Source organism: Streptomyces sp. NPDC021562, assembly GCF_040640875.1.
GTDB lineage: Bacteria > Actinomycetota > Actinomycetes > Streptomycetales > Streptomycetaceae > Streptomyces.
On record NZ_JBFACN010000006.1, the window covers coordinates 180,082 to 196,186 of the forward strand.

Consider the following 16,105-nt stretch of genomic DNA (forward strand, 5'->3'; position numbering starts at 1 on the left):
GGACCGGTCGCGGTCCGCGGAGCACCGCGACCTGAACGACGGTAGGGATGTCACATGAACAGACCATGAAGGCTTCCTGGTGGGCTCACCGCGGCCGGCGGGTGGTTAGCCTGACCGGCATGCACTACCTGGTCGTCGACGACGAGACACGCCTCACAGACCTGGTCGTCCGCTACCTGACCGAGTCCGGGCACACCGCCGAGGGCCACTACGACGGCCCCTCAGGGCTCGCCGCCGCCCGGGACGCGCGCGTGGACGCCGTGGTCCTCGACGTGATGCTGCCCGGGATGGACGGGGTGGAGGTGTGCCGGACGCTGCGGGGCGAGGGCGTCGACGTGCCGGTGATCCTGCTCACCGCGCGCGGTGCGATCAGCGAGCGGGTCGCCGGTCTGGACGCCGGCGCCGACGACTACGTGGTCAAGCCGTTCGCCATGGAGGAGCTGCTGGCCCGGCTGCGGGCGATCTCCCGACGCCGCCCTGGGACCGCGGGGACCACCGGGCGCCTCAGGGTCGGCGATCTCGTCCTCGACCCCGACCAGCAGCGGGCCTGGCGCGGCGACCACGAACTCGACCTGGCGCGACGGGAGTTCGGCGTGCTGCGGGTGCTGATGGAAAACGCCGGGTGCGTGGTCAGCCGCCTGCAGCTGCTCGACGAGGTCTGGGACGGCGAGACCGATCTACGCAGCAACGCCATCGACGTCCACGTCTCCAAGGTGCGCGCGAAGGTCGACCGCGCCTTCGACCGCACGACGATCACGACCCTGCGCGGACGCGGCTACCGCCTGGAGACCGCCCCGTGACCGTGGCCGGCCTGCCCCCGGCCGATCTGCCCCTGGCCGGCCGGCCCCGGGCGTGGGTCCGGCGGCTGCCCGTGGTCGCGCGCCTCGTGCTGGCCGTCGCCGTCACCATGTCGCTGGTCCTGACAGGCGCGGCCGGTCTGGTCTACTGGCGTGTCCAGACCGCCCTCGACCAGCAGCTCAACGACGACCTGACCACCTACCGGCACAGTCTCGACCAGGCCGTACGAGCCGACGCCAAGATCCCGCCCGGCCCCAGCGGCAGCCTCCGGCAGGTCCTGGACGCACACGGCCGGATCCAGAGCGCGAGCGCCGCCGTACGCCACGAACCGCTGCTCACCCCCGCCGAGCTCGGCGCCGTCATGCGCGGCACCACGGTCCGCCGTGACGTGGGCTCCCTGCTCCCGATCACCCCGGACTCCCTGCGCCTCCAGGCCGGGCGCATCACGGCGGACGGACGGACCAGGATCGTGGTCGCCGCTGTCCGGCGCGGCCACCGTGACGAGGCACTGCGCGAACTCCTCGCCCAGCTGGCCATCGCCTCGGGCCTGACGTTGATAGCCGCCTCCTACGTCGGCTACCGCACCGCCCGCGCCGCCCTGCGCCCCGTCGAGCGCTACCGAGGCGGGGCCGCCACCCTGGCAGGCGGCGCCCAGAACCTGCGCCTCGACGTGCCCGCCGACCGGGACGACGAGATCACCCGTCTCGGCCACACCCTCAACCACATGCTCGACCGCCTCGAAGCCTCCGCCGAACGCGAGCGGCGGTTCGTCGCCGACGCCAGCCACGAACTGCGCACCCCGCTCTCGCTGCTGCGCGCCGAGGTCGACGTCGCCCTGCACCGCCCCCGCTCGGCCGAGGAGCTCACCGAGACCCTGCGCTCCGTGGACGCCGAGGTGCAGCGCCTGATCGACCTCTCCAACGCACTCCTCGACCTGGAGGAACTCGGCAGCACCGGCCACATCACCCGGGCCCCGGTCCGACTCGCCGACCTGGTCGACACCGCCGTCTCCCCGCATCGGCACACCGCCGAACGGGCCGGACGCGGCCTGCGCACCACCGCGGACGACACGACCGTCGACGTCGACGTCCGCTGGCTGGTGCCGGCCGTCGGCAACCTCGTCGACAACGCGCTGCGCCACGGCACCGGAAACGTCCGCGTCACAGCCGCCGTCCACGACGGCAGGGTGCGGGTACGTGTCGTCGACGACGGGCCCGGCTTCCCGCCCGAGTTCCTGCCCCGGGCCTTCGACCGCTTCGCCCGCGCCGAAGCGAGCCGCACCGGCAAGGGGTCCGGCCTCGGGCTCGCCTTCGTACACGCCGTGGCCACCGCCCACGCCGGCACCGCGCACGCCGAGAACGCCGGGCACGGGGCGGCCGTCACCCTCGACCTGCCCTGCTGAGCCGGGGCAGTGGTCAGGAGGCCAGGTCGGCGAACACGCCGGGCAACGGAGGTGGTGCGGTCATCGAGGATCACCTCCGGCGTCCGGGCCACCGCGCGGACGGCCCTGCGCTCAGCCCCCAGCAGCGCGGCGCCGCACGCCGGCGAACAGGGGGCCGAGGGCCAGCAGGATGCCGAGGGCGGCGTAGCCGTGCGTGAGGGTGGTGAGCGAGGCGATGACCGCGACCAGCAGCGGCCCGCCGGCGTCGCCCAGTTCGCGGCCGAGTTCGGCGGCGCCCATCGTCTGGCCCAGGCGTTCCTGAGGGGTCGAGGAGGCCAGCGCGGCGAAGCCGAGCGGGGTGATCAGACCGGTTCCCACGCCGATCAGCGCGGCGCCCAGGAGGACCCCGGGCAGACCCGGCAGCATCGCACAGCCCAGCCCGGCGGCGGTGAGCAGCAGTCCTGCCGTGATGCCGGACCCGGTCGTCAGGCGTCCCTCGTCCAGGGCCTGCCCGGCCCGCGGCTGGACCACGGTCGCGCAGGCTGCCAGCACCGACACGGCGGCCCCGGTGGCCACCGCACCCAGTCCGGCCACCCGGCCCGACACCGGCAGGAAGCCGACCCCGACGGACAGGCCGGCGGTCGCCGCCGCCAGCGCGGACGTCGGGACGAGGAAGGCGGGATCGGCCAGGCGGCGGGCGAGGTCGAGGACCGTCTGCCGGGTCTTGGGAAGCGGGGGTACGACGGGGACGGCGACCGCGGCCCAGAGGGCGACCGCCGCGCCGAGCACGGCCAGCACCGTGAACAGCAGCCGAAGCCCGCCGGCCCACACCAGCACTCCGCCGAGCAGCGGGCCCAGCGTGTAGCCGATCGACTTGTAGAAGCCGTAACTGCCGAACGCGCGACCGTGCTTGGCGGCCGGGTTGAGCCGGGCGACCAAGGCGGAGGCCGACGGCGAGAAGGCGGAGGCCGCCGCGCCCTGGCCGAGGCGGGCGGCCCACAGCCAACCCGGGCTGTCCGCCACGGCGTACAGCGCGGAGGCGAGGGCGAAGGCGGCAAGCCCGCCGAGCAGCACCGGGCGGGCGCCGACCCGGTCCGCGAGGGTGCCGAACACCGGCTTGAGGACCACCTCGGCGCCGTCGTACAGGACGAGCAGGCCGCCCAGCACGAGCAGCGATGTCACCGCGCCCTCGGCGTCGCTGCCCAGGCTGGCGGCGATGCCGTGCGCGCCGAAAGCGGTGGTGAACCCGGCCGCGTACAGCGGCCACATCTGCCGGGCCGGCGCCGACCCGGAATTCGCCGTCTGGCTCATCGGGCGTCGTCCTCCGGCGTCTCGTGCAAGGCCGCGAAGACGCGTTCCGCGTAGTCCTCGCAGGCGGCGGCGCACACCGTGAGCCGCTGGCCGGCCTCGGCGGCCTGCGGTGCGCCGAACACGTCGCGCGCGGTGAGATCGCGGTGCCGGCGCCGCAGCCGCTCCGGCGACTGCTCCGACTCCGTCCGGTCCTCCGACCGTGCGGCGGTGAACAGTGCCTGGAAGCGAGCCGGGTCCTCCGGGCCCCGCCCGGACGCGTCGAGGGTCACGGCCCGGACGCCCTGGCGAGGACGAGCCGGCGGCCCACCGGTTCTCTCTTCGGCACAGCAACGAATGTAACTGGCGTCACCGCTGGCAGCAGCCGCGCGTCCGTGGTCGGCGCTAGAGACAGGCGTGCCGCACTCGTGGGGTGCGAGCAGGTGCGCGCGTGGCTGGTCACACGGCCGGGTCCCCGCTAGGGGAGAGGCCGTCGGCCTGCGTGAGAAGTCTGCGAGGCGTCATTTGGCTCGCCAGCCACTCCAGGTGACGCCACAGGAGGGGTTCACCGTGTTGCTGCCGCTGCGCCTCGGCCCAGGGCCGGTAGTTGTTCCAGACGGAGATGATGAGACCACCCCAGGCGTCGTCGATCAGTTGCTGATCGAACGCGTCCGACCGGGTTCCCGCACCAAGGAGGTTGAAGGTCGTGAGGTAGGACGTGATGAGCTTCGTCGCTCGCTCGTCGCCCGCCGTCGAGCGGCTGATCAGCGCCTCGATGGCCGCGTGATCGCGCTCCTGGGGTATGCCGTCGTCGAACAGCGACTTTCGCTGGTTCATGTTGTCGGCGAGGAACTCCATGGTTGCCTGCTTGCGGCGCCTGTCGTGATCCTGCTTGGTGCTTCGAGCCAGCATCAGGAGCTGCCATGCCAGGGCGACGAAGCCGATCACGCCCACGCCCAAAGAGCCGAACGCGGCTACCAGGGACCACTGCTCGAATACCGTCACAGGAGAAAACTCTACGGAAAGCACCCAGCCGGCAGGAGTGCTTCTGGCGTGGTCATGTCCTCCAGTCCCCGCGCATGAACCGCGCTGCTCCGTCGGGCCCGGGGGCGCGGGGACCGCACCTCGCAGACGCGCCTACTTGCTGACGGCGAAACGCATCAGAGCGTGTTCGTCCCCCTGCTTGATCTTTCCCGTCACGTTGATCACCTGGAGTTTCCAACCGGCGCCCACCCGCAGCGCCTTGGCCACGGCGCATCCGTTGTCCTGGGTGAGCAGGCTCGGCCAGATGTCGGCGACCTGCTGGGAGCTGCCCCCCGTCGCGTCGTAGACCTTGAAGCTGATGTTGCGCGCCTTCTGGAAGGAGCTGCCCTTCTTGTACGCGGCGGCCACGAACACTATCGACGTGATGTTGGGCGGGATCCGGGCGAACTCGACGGTCACCGTCTCGTCGTCGCCGTCCCCGCGCCCGGTCTGGTTGTCGCCGCTGTGGACCAACGAGCCGTTGCCCATGGGGTCGAGCGAGTCGAGACCCGCCAGGCGCACCGGGTCACCGCCCTGCATGGCGATGGCGATCAGATCGAGGTCGGTGCCGCTCTGGCGGCGCAGTCTGCCCAGCACCCCGCCACTGCTGCCGGCGGTGGGATCCCAGGAGACCCCGATGGACAGGTGCGTCACCCCGTCCAGGTCCGCCGGGCCGTCTTCCTTGGTGAGCGTGATCACGTGTGGCTCATTCCTTGCGTCAAAGGGACTTCAACACGCAAAGTGTGCCCGGCGCACGGTGGTGGTTCCACTGACGGGTCCATGAGACGCCCGGCCACCGTCGGCCCGCCAGTAGAGTGTGGGAGCTGCGGCATCCCCACAACACCCTTTCAACCAGAGGGACATGCCCGACAGCGGGCATGTCGTCTCACTGGGTGAGGATGAAGGAACGGGTGCTGATTGCGGGCCGGTACCGGCTGGACACCGTCATCGGGCGCGGCGCGATGGGCGAGGTCTGGCAGGCCTACGACGAGATGCTCGGCAGACCGGTGGCGGTCAAGCTGCTGCTCGCCGAGAACACCGATCCCACCGCCGCCGCCCGCTTCCGTCTGGAGGCCCGGACCGCGGGACGGCTCCGGCACCCGCACGTGGTCGGCGTCGTCGACTTCGGTGAGCAGGAGGGCCGGCTGTTCCTGGTGATGGAGCTGGTCCAGGGACAGAGTCTGCACCGCGTGCTCGCCCAGGCGGGATCCCTGCCGGCCGAGGCAGTCGCCCGCATCGCCGCCCAGGCGGCCGCCGGGCTCGCCGTCGCGCACGAACAGGGTGTCGTGCACCGGGACATCAAGCCCGGCAACCTGCTGCTCGACGCCGCCGGATCCGTGAAGATCGGCGACTTCGGCATCGCCCGCTTCCTGGACGACCCGGGCAGCGGGCTCACCGCGACCGGCCAGATCGTCGGGACCAGCCTGTACATCGCCCCCGAGCGCGCCCTGGGGCAAACCGCCGGACCGCCGTCCGACGTCTACTCGCTCGGCTGTGTGCTCTACCAACTCCTCACCGGACGGGTGCCGTTCCACGCCGACAGCGCCATCGCCGTCCTCCACCACCACCTCGACACGCCCCCCGTACCGCCGCGGGAGCTGGGCATCGGACTGCCGCCCGCCTTCGAGAACTACCTGCTCGGTCTCCTCGCCAAGCGTCCCGAGGACCGCCCCACGGCACGCCAGACGGCCGAGTGGTTCGCCGCGGGCGCCTGGAGAGGGCGTCCCGAGCCCCTCCCGGCCGTCGCACCGCATCCCCAACCGGAACCGCGTCCGAGCACCGTGTGGGCGCTCCCGGGGACCCGGTCCGGAACGAACGTGTCTCCCGGCTCCGTCACCACCTATGCCTTCCCGTCCACCACCGGCACCGCTCCGGCCCACCGGGCCCGGCGCGGTCAGCGCCCGGGAGGCCGCACGGCCTCCGCGACCCGGTCGAGGAGGGTGAGTGCCCTCGCCGCGGTGGTGCTCTTCCTCGGGGCGCTGCTGCTCGGCATCGCGTGGTTCTCCCCCGACCACAGCTCGGCCGACACACCGCCGGCGGACCAGCCGCACAGCACGACCCCGGCGGCCTCGCCCTCGTCGAGCCCACCGGGGTCGAAGTAGGGCCTGACGGCGGACAGGACCGCCGTTGCGTCCGGCCCGCCGGTCAGCCGCACCCCTCCGGTGCGCACGGCGGAGCGGACGCTCGCGGCCGTCGCCCGCACCCGCGCCGTGTCGAGGGCGTCGAGGCCCGCGGGCGCCCTCGTGGCACCGCCCCCTTGACTCGTTTTGCATAATGCAAAGATGAAGGGGTGCGATGAGTGCCCGACGAGCGGCGACAGGTGGAGAGCACGTGCCCAGCAGCAGGACGAGCGGTGCCGGACCGGCCTTGGGTCTTCCTGCGGTGCGCACCGCGCCCTGGGTCATGATGGCGCTGGCCGTCGTGGTCGGGGCCGGGGCGGGCGCGGGTTCGATCGTCTTCCGCTGGTGCATCAGGACGTTCACCCGGCTCTTCTCCGGTCACTCCGACTACGCGGCGTCCCCGGGCGCGGCCGATCCGCACGTACCGTGGCTCGGTCCGTACTTCGTGCTGCTCGCCCCGGTGGTGGGCGGCCTGCTCTACGGCCCTCTGGTGAACCGGTTCGCCAAGGAGGCGCGCGGCCACGGGGTGCCCGAGGTGATGCTGGCCGTCGCCCAGCGCGGCGGGCGGATCAGCCCCAAGGTCGCCGTGGTCAAGACGCTCGCCTCCGCCCTGTGCATCGGCTCGGGCGGTTCGGTGGGCCGCGAGGGCCCGATCGTGCAGATCGGCTCGGCGCTCGGCGCCACCCTCGGGCGCGTGACGAAGGTGCCCGAGGGCCGGATGAAACTGCTGGTCGCGTGTGGGGCGGCGGCCGGCATCGCGGCCACCTTCAACGCACCGCTGGCCGGCGTGTTCTTCGCCATGGAACTCATCCTGGGCACCTTCAGCGCGGAGGCCTTCGGCGCCACGGTGCTGGCCAGCGTCACCGCGAGCGTGATCGGGCGGGCCGCCTTCGGAGACGTCGCCTTCCTGCGGCTTCCCGGCTTCCAGGTGGACCACCTGACCCAGTACGGGCTGTTCGCCGCGCTCGGGGTGGCGGCCGCGGTGGTCGGCGTGGGGTTCTCCCGGTTCCTGTACCTGGTCGAGGACGCCTGCGACTGGCTGTGGCGCGGCCCCGAGTGGCTGCGCCCGGCGGTCGGCGGGCTGGCACTCGGACTGGTGCTCCTGCTCCTGCCCCAGATGTACGGCGTCGGCTACCCGGTCCTGCAGAAGGCGACCGAGGGCGGCTACGCGATCGGCTTCCTGCTGCTGTTGCTGGTGGGCAAGATGCTGGCGACCAGCCTGACGATCGGCATCGGCGGCTCCGGCGGTGTCTTCGCCCCCAGCCTGTTCATCGGGGCGATGCTCGGTTCCGCGTACGGCATCGCCGTCCACCACCTGCTGCCCGCCTCCGCCGGCGCGGTCGGCGCGTACGCGCTGGTCGGCATGGGAGCGGTGTTCGCCGGCGCCGCACGGGCCCCGATCACCGCCGTGGTGATCCTCTTCGAGCTCACCGGCGAGTACTCGATCATCCTGCCGCTGATGCTGGCCATCGTGCTGGCGACAGCGGTCAGCCGCCTGCTGTCGCACGACACCGTCTACACCCTCAAGCTCCGCCGCCGGGGCATCGACCTCGAAGGGCCCGCCCCGGGCGCGCGGATCGGCGCCCAGCAGGTGGGTGCCGTGATGGAGCCCCTGCCGTCCCCGCTGTCCGCATCGACCACGCTCGCGGACTCCGCCGATCTGCTGAGCCTCTCGGGCCACGGCGCGCTCCCGGTCGTCGACGCCGACGGAGCCTATGTCGGCGTCGTCACCGCCCAGGCGGTGGCCGAGGCCCTCGCCGAACAGCCGGACAGCGCCCCGACACGCGTCGGCCGGCTCGCCGAGGCACCCCTGCCGGTGACAGCCGACCAGCCGCTCGCCCAGGCCCTGCACACCCTGCTGTCGGCCGCCGCGACCGGCGTACCCGTCCTCGACGCGCAGCAGGGGAAGCCGGTGGGCTGGCTCAGCCACCAGAGCGTGCTGCGCGCGGTGCACACGACGGCCTGACGGCACGGGCGCGGGGGTCCGGCCGGTTCCGGCGATCACCACCTCGCATTTTGCATTGTGCAAGACTGGGTAGAGGGGCCTTGAAGGGTGACATCACTCCAGGGAGGTGCCATGCACAGCGAGCACACCCGGCGCTCCTACTCGTTCGTCTGCCTCGACTGCGGACACGGCTGGGAAGCCACGTACGACATCGACGTGACCGAGGACGACCAGGGGCGGATCATCGCCACGTACCACCTCGGCGACAAGGCCGTCCCGTCGCCGCTGCAGTCGCCCCACTGCCCGGCCTGCGAGCGCGGCAAGATACGCATCATGCGGCCGGGACGGGTGGCGTCGGCGCACCTGTACGAGACGTGACACCAATTAGCATCATGCAATCTTTACCTAGCGCAAAGGTCCTCTTGCCGTAGCGCCTCCGTATGACCGGGCAGCCACGCGGTCCGCACCAGGAGGCAGCATGTCCATCTCACGCAACAGGATCGGATCCCTCGTCGTCGGCGGGGCCCTCGCCGCCACGCTCGCCGCCCTCGTCTATCCGAGCATGCTGGGCGTCCAGACGACCTCCTCGAACGCGTCGAGGGTCATCGCCAGCACGCAGTGGGGACCGCTCACCGAGTCCGACCGCAACTTCGTCGTCTTCGTGCGCTCCGCCGGACTCTGGGAGGGCCCCTCGGGGGCCCTGGCCATGAAGAAGGGGACGACCGCGGCCGTGCGTGAGGCCGGGCGGCATCTGGTCGTCGGGCACGCCGCGCTCGACGCCAGCTGCCGGAGGATCGCCCCCATGCTGAACATCACCATCCCCAACCAGCCGACGCCTCAGCAGGCGGGCTTCCTCGCGACGTTCCAGTCGGACACGGGCAAGCAGTTCGACACCGACTTCGCCAACATCCTGCGCGTCACCCACGGGTCGATCTTCAACACCATCGCCAAGGTCCGTTCCACGACCGAGAACACCCTCGTACGAGCCCTGGCCGACCAGGCCAACGACGTGGTCCTGGACCACATCACACAGATGGAGAAGACCGGGCTGGTCAACTACGACCAGGTCAACTTCCAGATCACCACGCCGCCGAAGCTCCCTGCCGCCCAGGTGACACCACCGGTGCCGCAGGGGGGCGCGCCCCAGGTCGTCCTCACGGTGCCCCCCGGCCTGTCGACCGCGGGGGTTCCCACCGGCCCGGCCGTCACCTCGGAGGGCTCCTCCGGGACGGCCCCGACGCCATCGGCGTCACCGACCGTGGGATGACACGGCCCCCGGCCGGACGCGCGCCGCGGTCCTTGGCCGTGCGGGTCACACGTCGTGGACCATCGCCTCGTCCACGGCCCAGCCGAGCGGGTGCGGATCCGCGTGGTCGGCGGCGGGGGCCGCCGGCGGCTCGCCGCCCGCCCGGTTGAACGCGCCCAGAGCTTCGATCAGCGCGAGCCGTTGCGTGGGACCGAGCCGGGCGACGATGTCCGCGATCTCGGACCGGCGCCGGGCGGTGACGTGCTCGACGGTGCGGCGGCCCTCGTCGGTGAGCTGGAGCAGGGTCTCGCGGCGGTTGTCGGGGTTGGTCCGGCGGTCGGCGAGCCCGGCCGCGATGAGCCGGTCGACCATCCGCATCGCGGTGGACGGCGCCACCTGGAGCAGGTCGGCGAGCACGACCAGCTTGGTGGCGCCCCGGGTGGCGAGCACGACCAGCATCCGGAACTGCGGCAGGGTCACCCGCTCCTCGACCTCGGCGAGGGAACGTGCGGAGACCGCCACCAGCAGGCGGGAGGCGGTCAGCACCGCCCTGGTGACCGCGTCGACGTCGTCCATGGCCCCCGGTGGGATCTCGTGCTCCGGCATAGGTCCTTTCTACCGTGCCGGAGCGGCGGTGAGCCCACCGCCTAACGGTGCTCGGGGTTCTCGTAGTCGCGACGGCAGCCCGCGTCCCAGGCCGTGCGCTGGTTGCCGTAGGCGGGGATGCCGCCGAGGTCCTTCAGCGCGCGGGCCAGATGCAGCAGGTTCCAGGTCATGAAGGTGGTGTTGCGGTTGGTGAAGTCGTTCTCGGGGCCACCGGAGCCCGGGTCGAGGTACGAGGGGCCGGGCCCCGCCTCGCCGATCCAGCCGGCGTCCGCCTGGGGCGGGATGGTGTACCCGAGGTGCTGCAGGCTGTAGAGGACGTTCATGGCGCAGTGCTTGACGCCGTCCTCGTTGCCGGTGATCAGGCAGCCGCCGACCCGGCCGTAGTAGGCGTACTGGCCGGCCTCGTTGAGGAGGCTGGAGCAGGCGTAGAGACGCTCGATCACCTGCTTCGTCACCGAGCTGTTGTCGCCGAGCCAGATCGGGCCGGCCAGCACGAGGATGTCGGCCGCCATGACCTGCCGGTACAGCTCGGGCCAGGCGTCCGTCTGCCAGCCGTGCTCCCGCATGTCGGGCCAGACCCCGGTGGCGATGTCGTGGTCCACCGCCCGCACCACGTCGACCTGGACGCCCTGCGCGTCCAGGATGGCGGTACTGCGGTCGATCAGCCCCTGGGTGTTGCTGGTCGCCGGGGAGCGCTTGAGGGTGCAGTTGATCACGAGCGCGCGCAGGTCGTCGTACCGGGCCGGCGGTGCGTCGGTGGCGGGCGACGAAGCGGTCACGGGTACCTCCTGAAAGCCCTGCCGCGGGGTGCGCGGCGGGTCGTCCACGTCCGCGCCCCAGCCTGTGCGCCACCCGCGCCGGGCGCCACCTCGGCACCTCCGAATGGGCCTGCCGTCCGAAGCATCCCCTTCATAAGTCGGTCCCTGCGTGCGCCGAGTTCCCGTGTTTCGCCGAACGGTGGATCACACTTCGGATTGAGCATGAGGCCGGGCCATTTTGCGTACTGATCCGTGGGGGCCCGACGTCGAATGCGAGGATGAAGCCTGTCATGGCTGCCGGGTGGTGCACACGTTCGGTACGGGCCGCGCTGTTCGCGGCCGTCTGCGTGTTGCTCTCCGCCCTGGCCCACACGTTGATGTCCGGTACGGCCGTGCCCTGGTGGGCCCTGGGGGCGGGTTTCCTCGGGGCGGGCGGGGTCGGCTGGGCTCTGGCCGGCCGTGAGCGCGGGCTTCGGGTCATCGTGCCGGTGGTGGTCGCGGCCCAGGGGGCGCTCCACTGGAGCTTCTCCGTCGCGCAGGGCGCGGGGCAGCCGGCGGCGCCGCCCGGCGGGAACGACACGGGCATGGGCTCGATGGGCATGGGCTCCGCAGACATGGGCGCGATGGGCATGGGCTCCGTGGGTGGGCACTCCATGGGCGTGCCCATGCATTCCATGGGCATGGATCACTCGGTCCACCTGGGCTCCGGCACCCCCGCTCTCCTCCAGCAGTGGCTGGGCGGCACGTCGATGACCGGCATGTACGCGGCTCACCTGGTGGCGGCCCTGGTCTGCGGCCTGTGGCTGGGTTACGGCGAGCGGGTCGTCTTCCGGCTGATGCGCGCCGTGGCCGGCTGGCTGGCCGCGCCGCTGCGGCTGGTGCTCGCCCTGCCGGCGCTGCCGCGACGTCCGCGTGCCCTCGTACGGCGGCGCCGTACGCGTCGCTGGCCGCGGCGTCTGCATCTCGTTCACGCGATCACTTCACGGGGTCCGCCGCTCTCCTTCGCTGTCGTCTAGAACAGCCGGTTTCCCGGGGCCGTTGCCGACCGTCGTCGACGCCGGGCCGCCCCCGGGCAGCGGTCGTGCCCGCGCGCGGCCGCGCCCCCTCACTGCGGGAACGGCGCGCTCCTGTGCCGCCGTTCCTCGCACGATCGCGAAGGACACGAGGTGCCTGTTCCTGCCCTGCCCGCATTACGCGGGACACGTGGAAAACGTAGGAAGCACAACAACACGCAAGAAGCCGACGACCTGATCACCACCTGGGCGCTGGCCGCCCGCGGCGGGGACGAGGACGCCGTCGAGCGGTTCGTCCGGGCCCTGCACTGCGACGTACTGCGCTATGTCGCGCACCTGAGTGCGGATCCCCAGTCGGCGGACGACCTGGCCCAGGAGACGTTCCTCCGGGCGCTGGGCAGCCTGCACCGGTTCGAGGGACGTTCCTCGGCCCGCGCCTGGCTGTTGTCCATCGCGCGCCGGGCGGTGATCGACGACTTCCGGCGGGCCGCCTCGCGGCCCCGGCTGTCGGACCGTCATGACTGGCGCCACGCCGCGGAGACGGCTCAGCCGCTCGACGTGCCGGGGTTCGAGGAGGGGATCGCGCTCCTCGAACTGCTGGGCATGCTGCCGTACGACCGGCGGGAGGCGTTCATCCTCACGCAGGTGACCGGGCTGCCGTACGCGGAAGCGGCCGATGTCGTCGGCTGTCCGATCGGGACGGTGCGCTCCCGGGTGGCCCGGGCCCGCGCCGCTCTGGCGGATCTGCTGGCCGAGCCGGAGGAGGCGGCGGGGACACCGGCGGAGGGCCGGGTTCCGTCGGCGGCCGTGCTGCCGCGCTCGGCGGTGGGCGTTCCGGTCGCGGTCGCGGCCTGAACGGCAGACGCCGGTGTCCGCCACGCCGGCGGGCACCGGCCTCACCGGTACAACACGCGGACCGCTCCCGCCCAACGGCGAGGCGGTCCGCACGCCCAGCGGCCTGCCAGTGCCGCACGGGCCGCCGGACGGCGGGCTTCTGGACGGCGACGCACCGGACAGCCTGATGGCTTGCGGTCGCTGTCAGCCGGCTCTGGCCTCCGCCACCGGTTGCAGGGTCAGGGGCTGGGCGCCGTAGGTGATGCGGACGACACCGTCGGCGTGCCGTTCCGCGGTGGCGGCCACTCCGAAGACCTCACCCAGCAGGCCGGGGGTGAGCACGTCCAGGACCGGGCCGGCGGCGACCACCCGCCCCGCGTGGAGTGCGACGAGGTGGTCGCACAGCCGGGCCGCGAGGTCCAGGTCGTGGAGTACGGCGAGGGTGGTGACGCCGGTGGAGCGGATGAGGTCGAGCAGTTCGAAGCGGGCGCGGATGTCGAGGTGGTTGGTGAGTTCGTCCAGGACGAGGAGGCTGGGCCGCTGGGCGAGGGCCCGGGCCAGCAGCACCCGCTGGCGTTCGCCCCCGGACAGGGAGGTGACGTCCCGTTCGGCCATGTGCCGGATCGCGCACAGGTCGAGGGCCTCCGCCACGGCGCGGTGGTCGTCGGTCCCCTCCCGGCCGAGGAGGCCGTGGTGCGGGGTGCGGCCGAGCGCGACGAGTTCGGCGACGCTCAGGCCGGCCGGCTGGCCGCTCGCGTCCTGGAGGACGGCCGCGGTGCGGCGGGCGGCGGTGCGCGCGGGCAGCGCCCAGACGTCGTCGCCGTCCACGCGCACCACCCCGCGGTGCGGGCGCAGGGAGCGGTAGACGGTGCGCAGCAGGGTGGACTTGCCGCTGCCGTTGGGCCCGATGAGGCCGACGATCTCGCCCGGCCGGGCTTCCAGGTGCACGTCGTGGAGGATCGGCCGGTGGCCGAGTTCGACGTGGATGCGTTCCACGGTGAGCTTCATACGCTGTCCAGGCTCTTGTTGCGGCGCAGCAGCCACAGGAAGAAGGGCGCCCCGAACAGGGCGGTGAGGATGCCGAGGGGCAGTTCGTCGGGGCGGTTGACCGTGCGGGAGAGCAGGTCGACGACGACCAGGTAGACGGCGCCGACCAGGGCCGCCCGGGGCAGCAGGCGACGGTGGTCGGCGCCGGTGGTCAGGCGCACGAGGTGCGGGATCATCAGGCCGACGAAGCCGATGCCGCCCGCGACCGCGATCACCGTGCCGGTCACCAGCGAGGAGAGCACCAGCAGCACCGCGCGCAGCCGGTGCACGTCGACGCCGAGAGCGGTGGCCGACTCGTCGCCGACCAGCAGGGCGTTGAGGCGGCGCCCGAACAGGGTCAGGGCCACGGTCGTGGTGAGGACGGCGGTGGTGACGAGGGGCAGCTGGTCCCACCGGGCGCCCGCGACACTGCCCAGCATCCAGAACATCACCGTGCGCAACTCCGTCGGTGTGGCTCGCAGTTGGAGATAGCTGGTGGCCGCCAGGAAGAGGTAGCCGACGGCCACCCCGGAGAGGACCAGGCGGGTGGGGGCGAGCCGGCCGCCCTTGCGGCCGAGCAGGAAGACCAGGGCGACGGCCGCACCGGCACCGAGGAAGGCGGCCGATGACACGCCGAGGCCGCCGAGGGCGCCGCCGGTGGCCGTGATGACCACGACGGCCCCGAGGGAGGCACCGGAGGAGACGCCCAGGACGTAGGGGTCGGCGAGCGGGTTGGCGACGACCGCCTGCAGCACGACGCCGGAGACGGCCAGTCCCGCGCCGACCAGGGCGGCCAGGACGACGCGTGGGGTGCGGAAGCTCCAGACGATCTGGTCGGTGGCCGGGTCCGCGGCGGTACCGCCGCCGGTCAGGTGGTGCCAGACGATCCGCCAGACCTCGTGCACCGGGATGGTGACGGCGCCGATGCTGATCGCCACGATCATGACCGTGACCAGCGTGGCCGCCAGCAGCGCCAGGACCAGCTCGGGGTTCAGCCGCTTCCTGCGGTTCCGCCGGTCCGGCGGGGTCAGAGCGCGTCCGGGTGCAGCATCCTGGCGATCTTCTCGACGGCCAGGTCGTTGCTGGGGCCGAGATACATCGAGTCGGAGAGCACGAGGGAGCGGTTGTTCTTCGCTGCCGGCCACTGGGGGAACTCCTTGAGCAGTTTGCGGGCGTACGCCTCGGCATGCGGGTCGTTGTAGCTGATGACCACGAGGGCATCGACCGGCTCGGCGGCGACCTTCTCCTTGCTGAGGTCCGCGAAGGTGGTCCGGGAAGCGGAGGCGAAGGCGTTGCGTGCGCCTGCCCGGGCGAGGATGTCGTTCCAGATGCCGTGGGCCGCGACGGAGCTGAAGTCGTTCCCGCCCATGCTCATGTTGGAGAAGACCACCATCACGTTCGGGGTGGTCTCCCCCTTCACCTTGGCCCGCACGGCGGCGATGTGCCTGCGGGACGAGGCGATGAGCTTCTCGGCGCGGTCGCCGACGTGGAAGATCTTCCCCAGGTCGCGCGCCAGCCGGTAGCTGTCGTCGATCGTCATGCGGGAGGTGTCCTGGTCGCACCCCTGCGGGGAGACGTAGGTGTTGGCGCCGACCGCCCTGAGGTCCTCGCGGGTGGCGAAGCCGTTCTTCGCGTCGAAGCCGTAGGACGTGGTGGACAGCACGAGGTCCGGGCGCAGGCCGAGCATCGTCTCGCGGGGGATGTCGGAGGCGTCGTTGAGCGTGACGTTCCCGGTCGGGAGTCTCCTGATGGCCGCGGCCCGGCCCGCGACCTCCGAGCGGCCGTAGGACTGCTCGTTGGCCACGATGCGGTCGCCGAGGCCCAGGGCCAGCAGCGTGGACACCTCGGCGACGGAGGCTCCGTTCATGACCACGACCCGCTGGGGTGCCCGGGTGTAGGTGGTGGTCTGTCCGCAGTTCTTGAGGGTGACCGGGTAACCGGGGGCGCTCGCGCCCGCCGCGGCGTTCGCCGCGGGGGTCGACGAGGCCCCGCATGCCGTGGTGGCCAGGCACAACGCCCCGGCCAGGGCCACGACAGCGGGCCTTTTCGTCTGCACACTTGCTCCTCG

Annotated in this window: 17 protein-coding genes; 8 read left to right on the forward strand and 9 right to left on the reverse strand. The window is 72.4% G+C overall.

From position 1 onward, the window contains the following. Nucleotides 1-119 precede the first annotated feature (119 nt). Together AB0G52_RS11635 and AB0G52_RS11640 are read left to right on the forward strand one after the other, a co-directional pair. Entirely contained in the window at nt 120-800 is a 681-nt protein-coding gene (locus tag AB0G52_RS11635; RefSeq protein ID WP_361336024.1) for a response regulator transcription factor, read from the forward strand. Then, entirely contained in the window at nt 797-2,200 is a 1,404-nt protein-coding gene (locus AB0G52_RS11640; RefSeq protein WP_361336026.1) for a HAMP domain-containing sensor histidine kinase, read from the forward strand. The genes AB0G52_RS11635 and AB0G52_RS11640 overlap by 4 nt, the downstream gene beginning before the upstream one ends. 111 nt (nt 2,201-2,311) lie before the next feature. On the opposite strand, the gene AB0G52_RS11645 is transcribed toward AB0G52_RS11640, so the two are convergent. The 4 genes from AB0G52_RS11645 to AB0G52_RS11660 form a co-directional block, all read right to left on the reverse strand. Then, entirely contained in the window at nt 2,312-3,448 is a 1,137-nt protein-coding gene (locus AB0G52_RS11645; protein ID WP_361336214.1) for an MFS transporter, read from the reverse strand. 38 nt (nt 3,449-3,486) lie between these two features. Beyond that, a complete protein-coding gene (locus AB0G52_RS11650; RefSeq protein ID WP_361336028.1) occupies nt 3,487-3,759 on the reverse strand; it encodes a Chromate resistance protein ChrB in 273 nt (90 codons plus the stop codon). Nucleotides 3,760-3,925: 166 nt separating this feature from the next. Next, nucleotides 3,926-4,471 carry a DUF4760 domain-containing protein gene (locus tag AB0G52_RS11655; RefSeq protein WP_132889503.1) on the reverse strand — a complete coding sequence of 182 codons (546 nt, stop codon included), beginning with the start codon at nt 4,469-4,471 and terminating at the stop codon, nt 3,926-3,928. 132 nt (nt 4,472-4,603) lie between these two features. Then, nucleotides 4,604-5,188, reverse strand: a complete 585-nt coding sequence (locus AB0G52_RS11660) for a TerD family protein (protein ID WP_132889504.1) — start codon at nt 5,186-5,188, stop codon at nt 4,604-4,606. Between the two features lie 212 nt (nt 5,189-5,400). Between AB0G52_RS11660 and AB0G52_RS11665 the strand changes: the two genes are divergently transcribed. The 4 genes from AB0G52_RS11665 (at nt 5,401) to AB0G52_RS11680 (ending at nt 9,821) form a co-directional block, all read left to right on the forward strand. Next, the gene (locus AB0G52_RS11665; RefSeq protein ID WP_361336030.1) at nt 5,401-6,591 is read left to right on the forward strand and encodes a serine/threonine-protein kinase; all 1,191 of its coding nucleotides are present in this window, start codon (nt 5,401-5,403) and stop codon (nt 6,589-6,591) included. A 304-nt stretch (nt 6,592-6,895) separates the two neighbouring features. Next, a complete protein-coding gene (locus AB0G52_RS11670) occupies nt 6,896-8,575 on the forward strand; it encodes a chloride channel protein (RefSeq protein ID WP_165939396.1) in 1,680 nt (559 codons plus the stop codon). A gap of 111 nt (nt 8,576-8,686) precedes the next feature. Next, complete coding sequence (locus AB0G52_RS11675; RefSeq protein WP_361336032.1) at nt 8,687-8,932, forward strand: hypothetical protein; 246 nt, start codon at nt 8,687-8,689, stop codon at nt 8,930-8,932. Nucleotides 8,933-9,032: 100 nt separating this feature from the next. Further along, the gene (locus tag AB0G52_RS11680) at nt 9,033-9,821 is read left to right on the forward strand and encodes a DUF4142 domain-containing protein (RefSeq protein WP_132889507.1); all 789 of its coding nucleotides are present in this window, start codon (nt 9,033-9,035) and stop codon (nt 9,819-9,821) included. A 45-nt stretch (nt 9,822-9,866) separates the two neighbouring features. Here AB0G52_RS11680 and AB0G52_RS11685 read toward each other — a convergent pair whose 3' ends face one another. Both AB0G52_RS11685 and AB0G52_RS11690 read right to left on the reverse strand, forming a co-directional pair. Further along, nucleotides 9,867-10,406: a MarR family transcriptional regulator gene (locus AB0G52_RS11685; RefSeq protein WP_132889508.1), complete on the reverse strand. Its 540-nt coding sequence runs from the start codon at nt 10,404-10,406 to the stop codon at nt 9,867-9,869. A gap of 41 nt (nt 10,407-10,447) precedes the next feature. Further along, nucleotides 10,448-11,185: a flavodoxin family protein gene (locus AB0G52_RS11690; protein ID WP_132889509.1), complete on the reverse strand. Its 738-nt coding sequence runs from the start codon at nt 11,183-11,185 to the stop codon at nt 10,448-10,450. A 269-nt stretch (nt 11,186-11,454) separates the two neighbouring features. Here AB0G52_RS11690 and AB0G52_RS11695 point away from each other — a divergent pair, with 269 nt between their 5' ends. Continuing rightward, complete coding sequence (locus tag AB0G52_RS11695) at nt 11,455-12,180, forward strand: hypothetical protein (protein ID WP_361336035.1); 726 nt, start codon at nt 11,455-11,457, stop codon at nt 12,178-12,180. Between the two features lie 165 nt (nt 12,181-12,345). Then, nucleotides 12,346-13,032, forward strand: a complete 687-nt coding sequence (locus tag AB0G52_RS11700) for a sigma-70 family RNA polymerase sigma factor (RefSeq protein ID WP_361336216.1) — start codon at nt 12,346-12,348, stop codon at nt 13,030-13,032. Between the two features lie 183 nt (nt 13,033-13,215). Here AB0G52_RS11700 and AB0G52_RS11705 read toward each other — a convergent pair whose 3' ends face one another. From AB0G52_RS11705 to AB0G52_RS11715, 3 genes are all read right to left on the reverse strand, one after another. After that, the gene (locus tag AB0G52_RS11705; protein ID WP_361336037.1) at nt 13,216-14,019 is read right to left on the reverse strand and encodes an ABC transporter ATP-binding protein; all 804 of its coding nucleotides are present in this window, start codon (nt 14,017-14,019) and stop codon (nt 13,216-13,218) included. Further along, nucleotides 14,016-14,981 (reverse strand): iron ABC transporter permease, encoded by a 966-nt coding sequence (locus AB0G52_RS11710; protein ID WP_132889512.1) that lies wholly within the window; start codon nt 14,979-14,981, stop codon nt 14,016-14,018. The genes AB0G52_RS11705 and AB0G52_RS11710 overlap by 4 nt, the downstream gene beginning before the upstream one ends. A gap of 83 nt (nt 14,982-15,064) precedes the next feature. Beyond that, nucleotides 15,065-16,093 (reverse strand): ABC transporter substrate-binding protein, encoded by a 1,029-nt coding sequence (locus AB0G52_RS11715; protein WP_132889513.1) that lies wholly within the window; start codon nt 16,091-16,093, stop codon nt 15,065-15,067. Between the last annotated feature and the right edge of the window lie 12 nt (nt 16,094-16,105).

Bases quoted from the DNA above. Each gene is read 5' to 3' on its own strand.
- AB0G52_RS11635 (WP_361336024.1), top strand. From the start codon at position 120: ATGCACTACCTGGTCGTCGACGACGAGACACGCCTCACAGACCTGGTC.
- AB0G52_RS11645 (WP_361336214.1), bottom strand. From the start codon at position 3,448: ATGTGGCCGCTGTACGCGGCCGGGTTCACCACCGCTTTCGGCGCGCAC.
- AB0G52_RS11670 (WP_165939396.1), top strand. From the start codon at position 6,896: ATGGCGCTGGCCGTCGTGGTCGGGGCCGGGGCGGGCGCGGGTTCGATC.
- AB0G52_RS11675 (WP_361336032.1), top strand. From the start codon at position 8,687: ATGCACAGCGAGCACACCCGGCGCTCCTACTCGTTCGTCTGCCTCGAC.
- AB0G52_RS11680 (WP_132889507.1), top strand. From the start codon at position 9,033: ATGTCCATCTCACGCAACAGGATCGGATCCCTCGTCGTCGGCGGGGCC.
- AB0G52_RS11685 (WP_132889508.1), bottom strand. From the start codon at position 10,406: ATGCCGGAGCACGAGATCCCACCGGGGGCCATGGACGACGTCGACGCG.
- AB0G52_RS11695 (WP_361336035.1), top strand. From the start codon at position 11,455: ATGGCTGCCGGGTGGTGCACACGTTCGGTACGGGCCGCGCTGTTCGCG.
- AB0G52_RS11705 (WP_361336037.1), bottom strand. From the start codon at position 14,019: ATGAAGCTCACCGTGGAACGCATCCACGTCGAACTCGGCCACCGGCCG.
- AB0G52_RS11710 (WP_132889512.1), bottom strand. From the start codon at position 14,981: ATGATCGTGGCGATCAGCATCGGCGCCGTCACCATCCCGGTGCACGAG.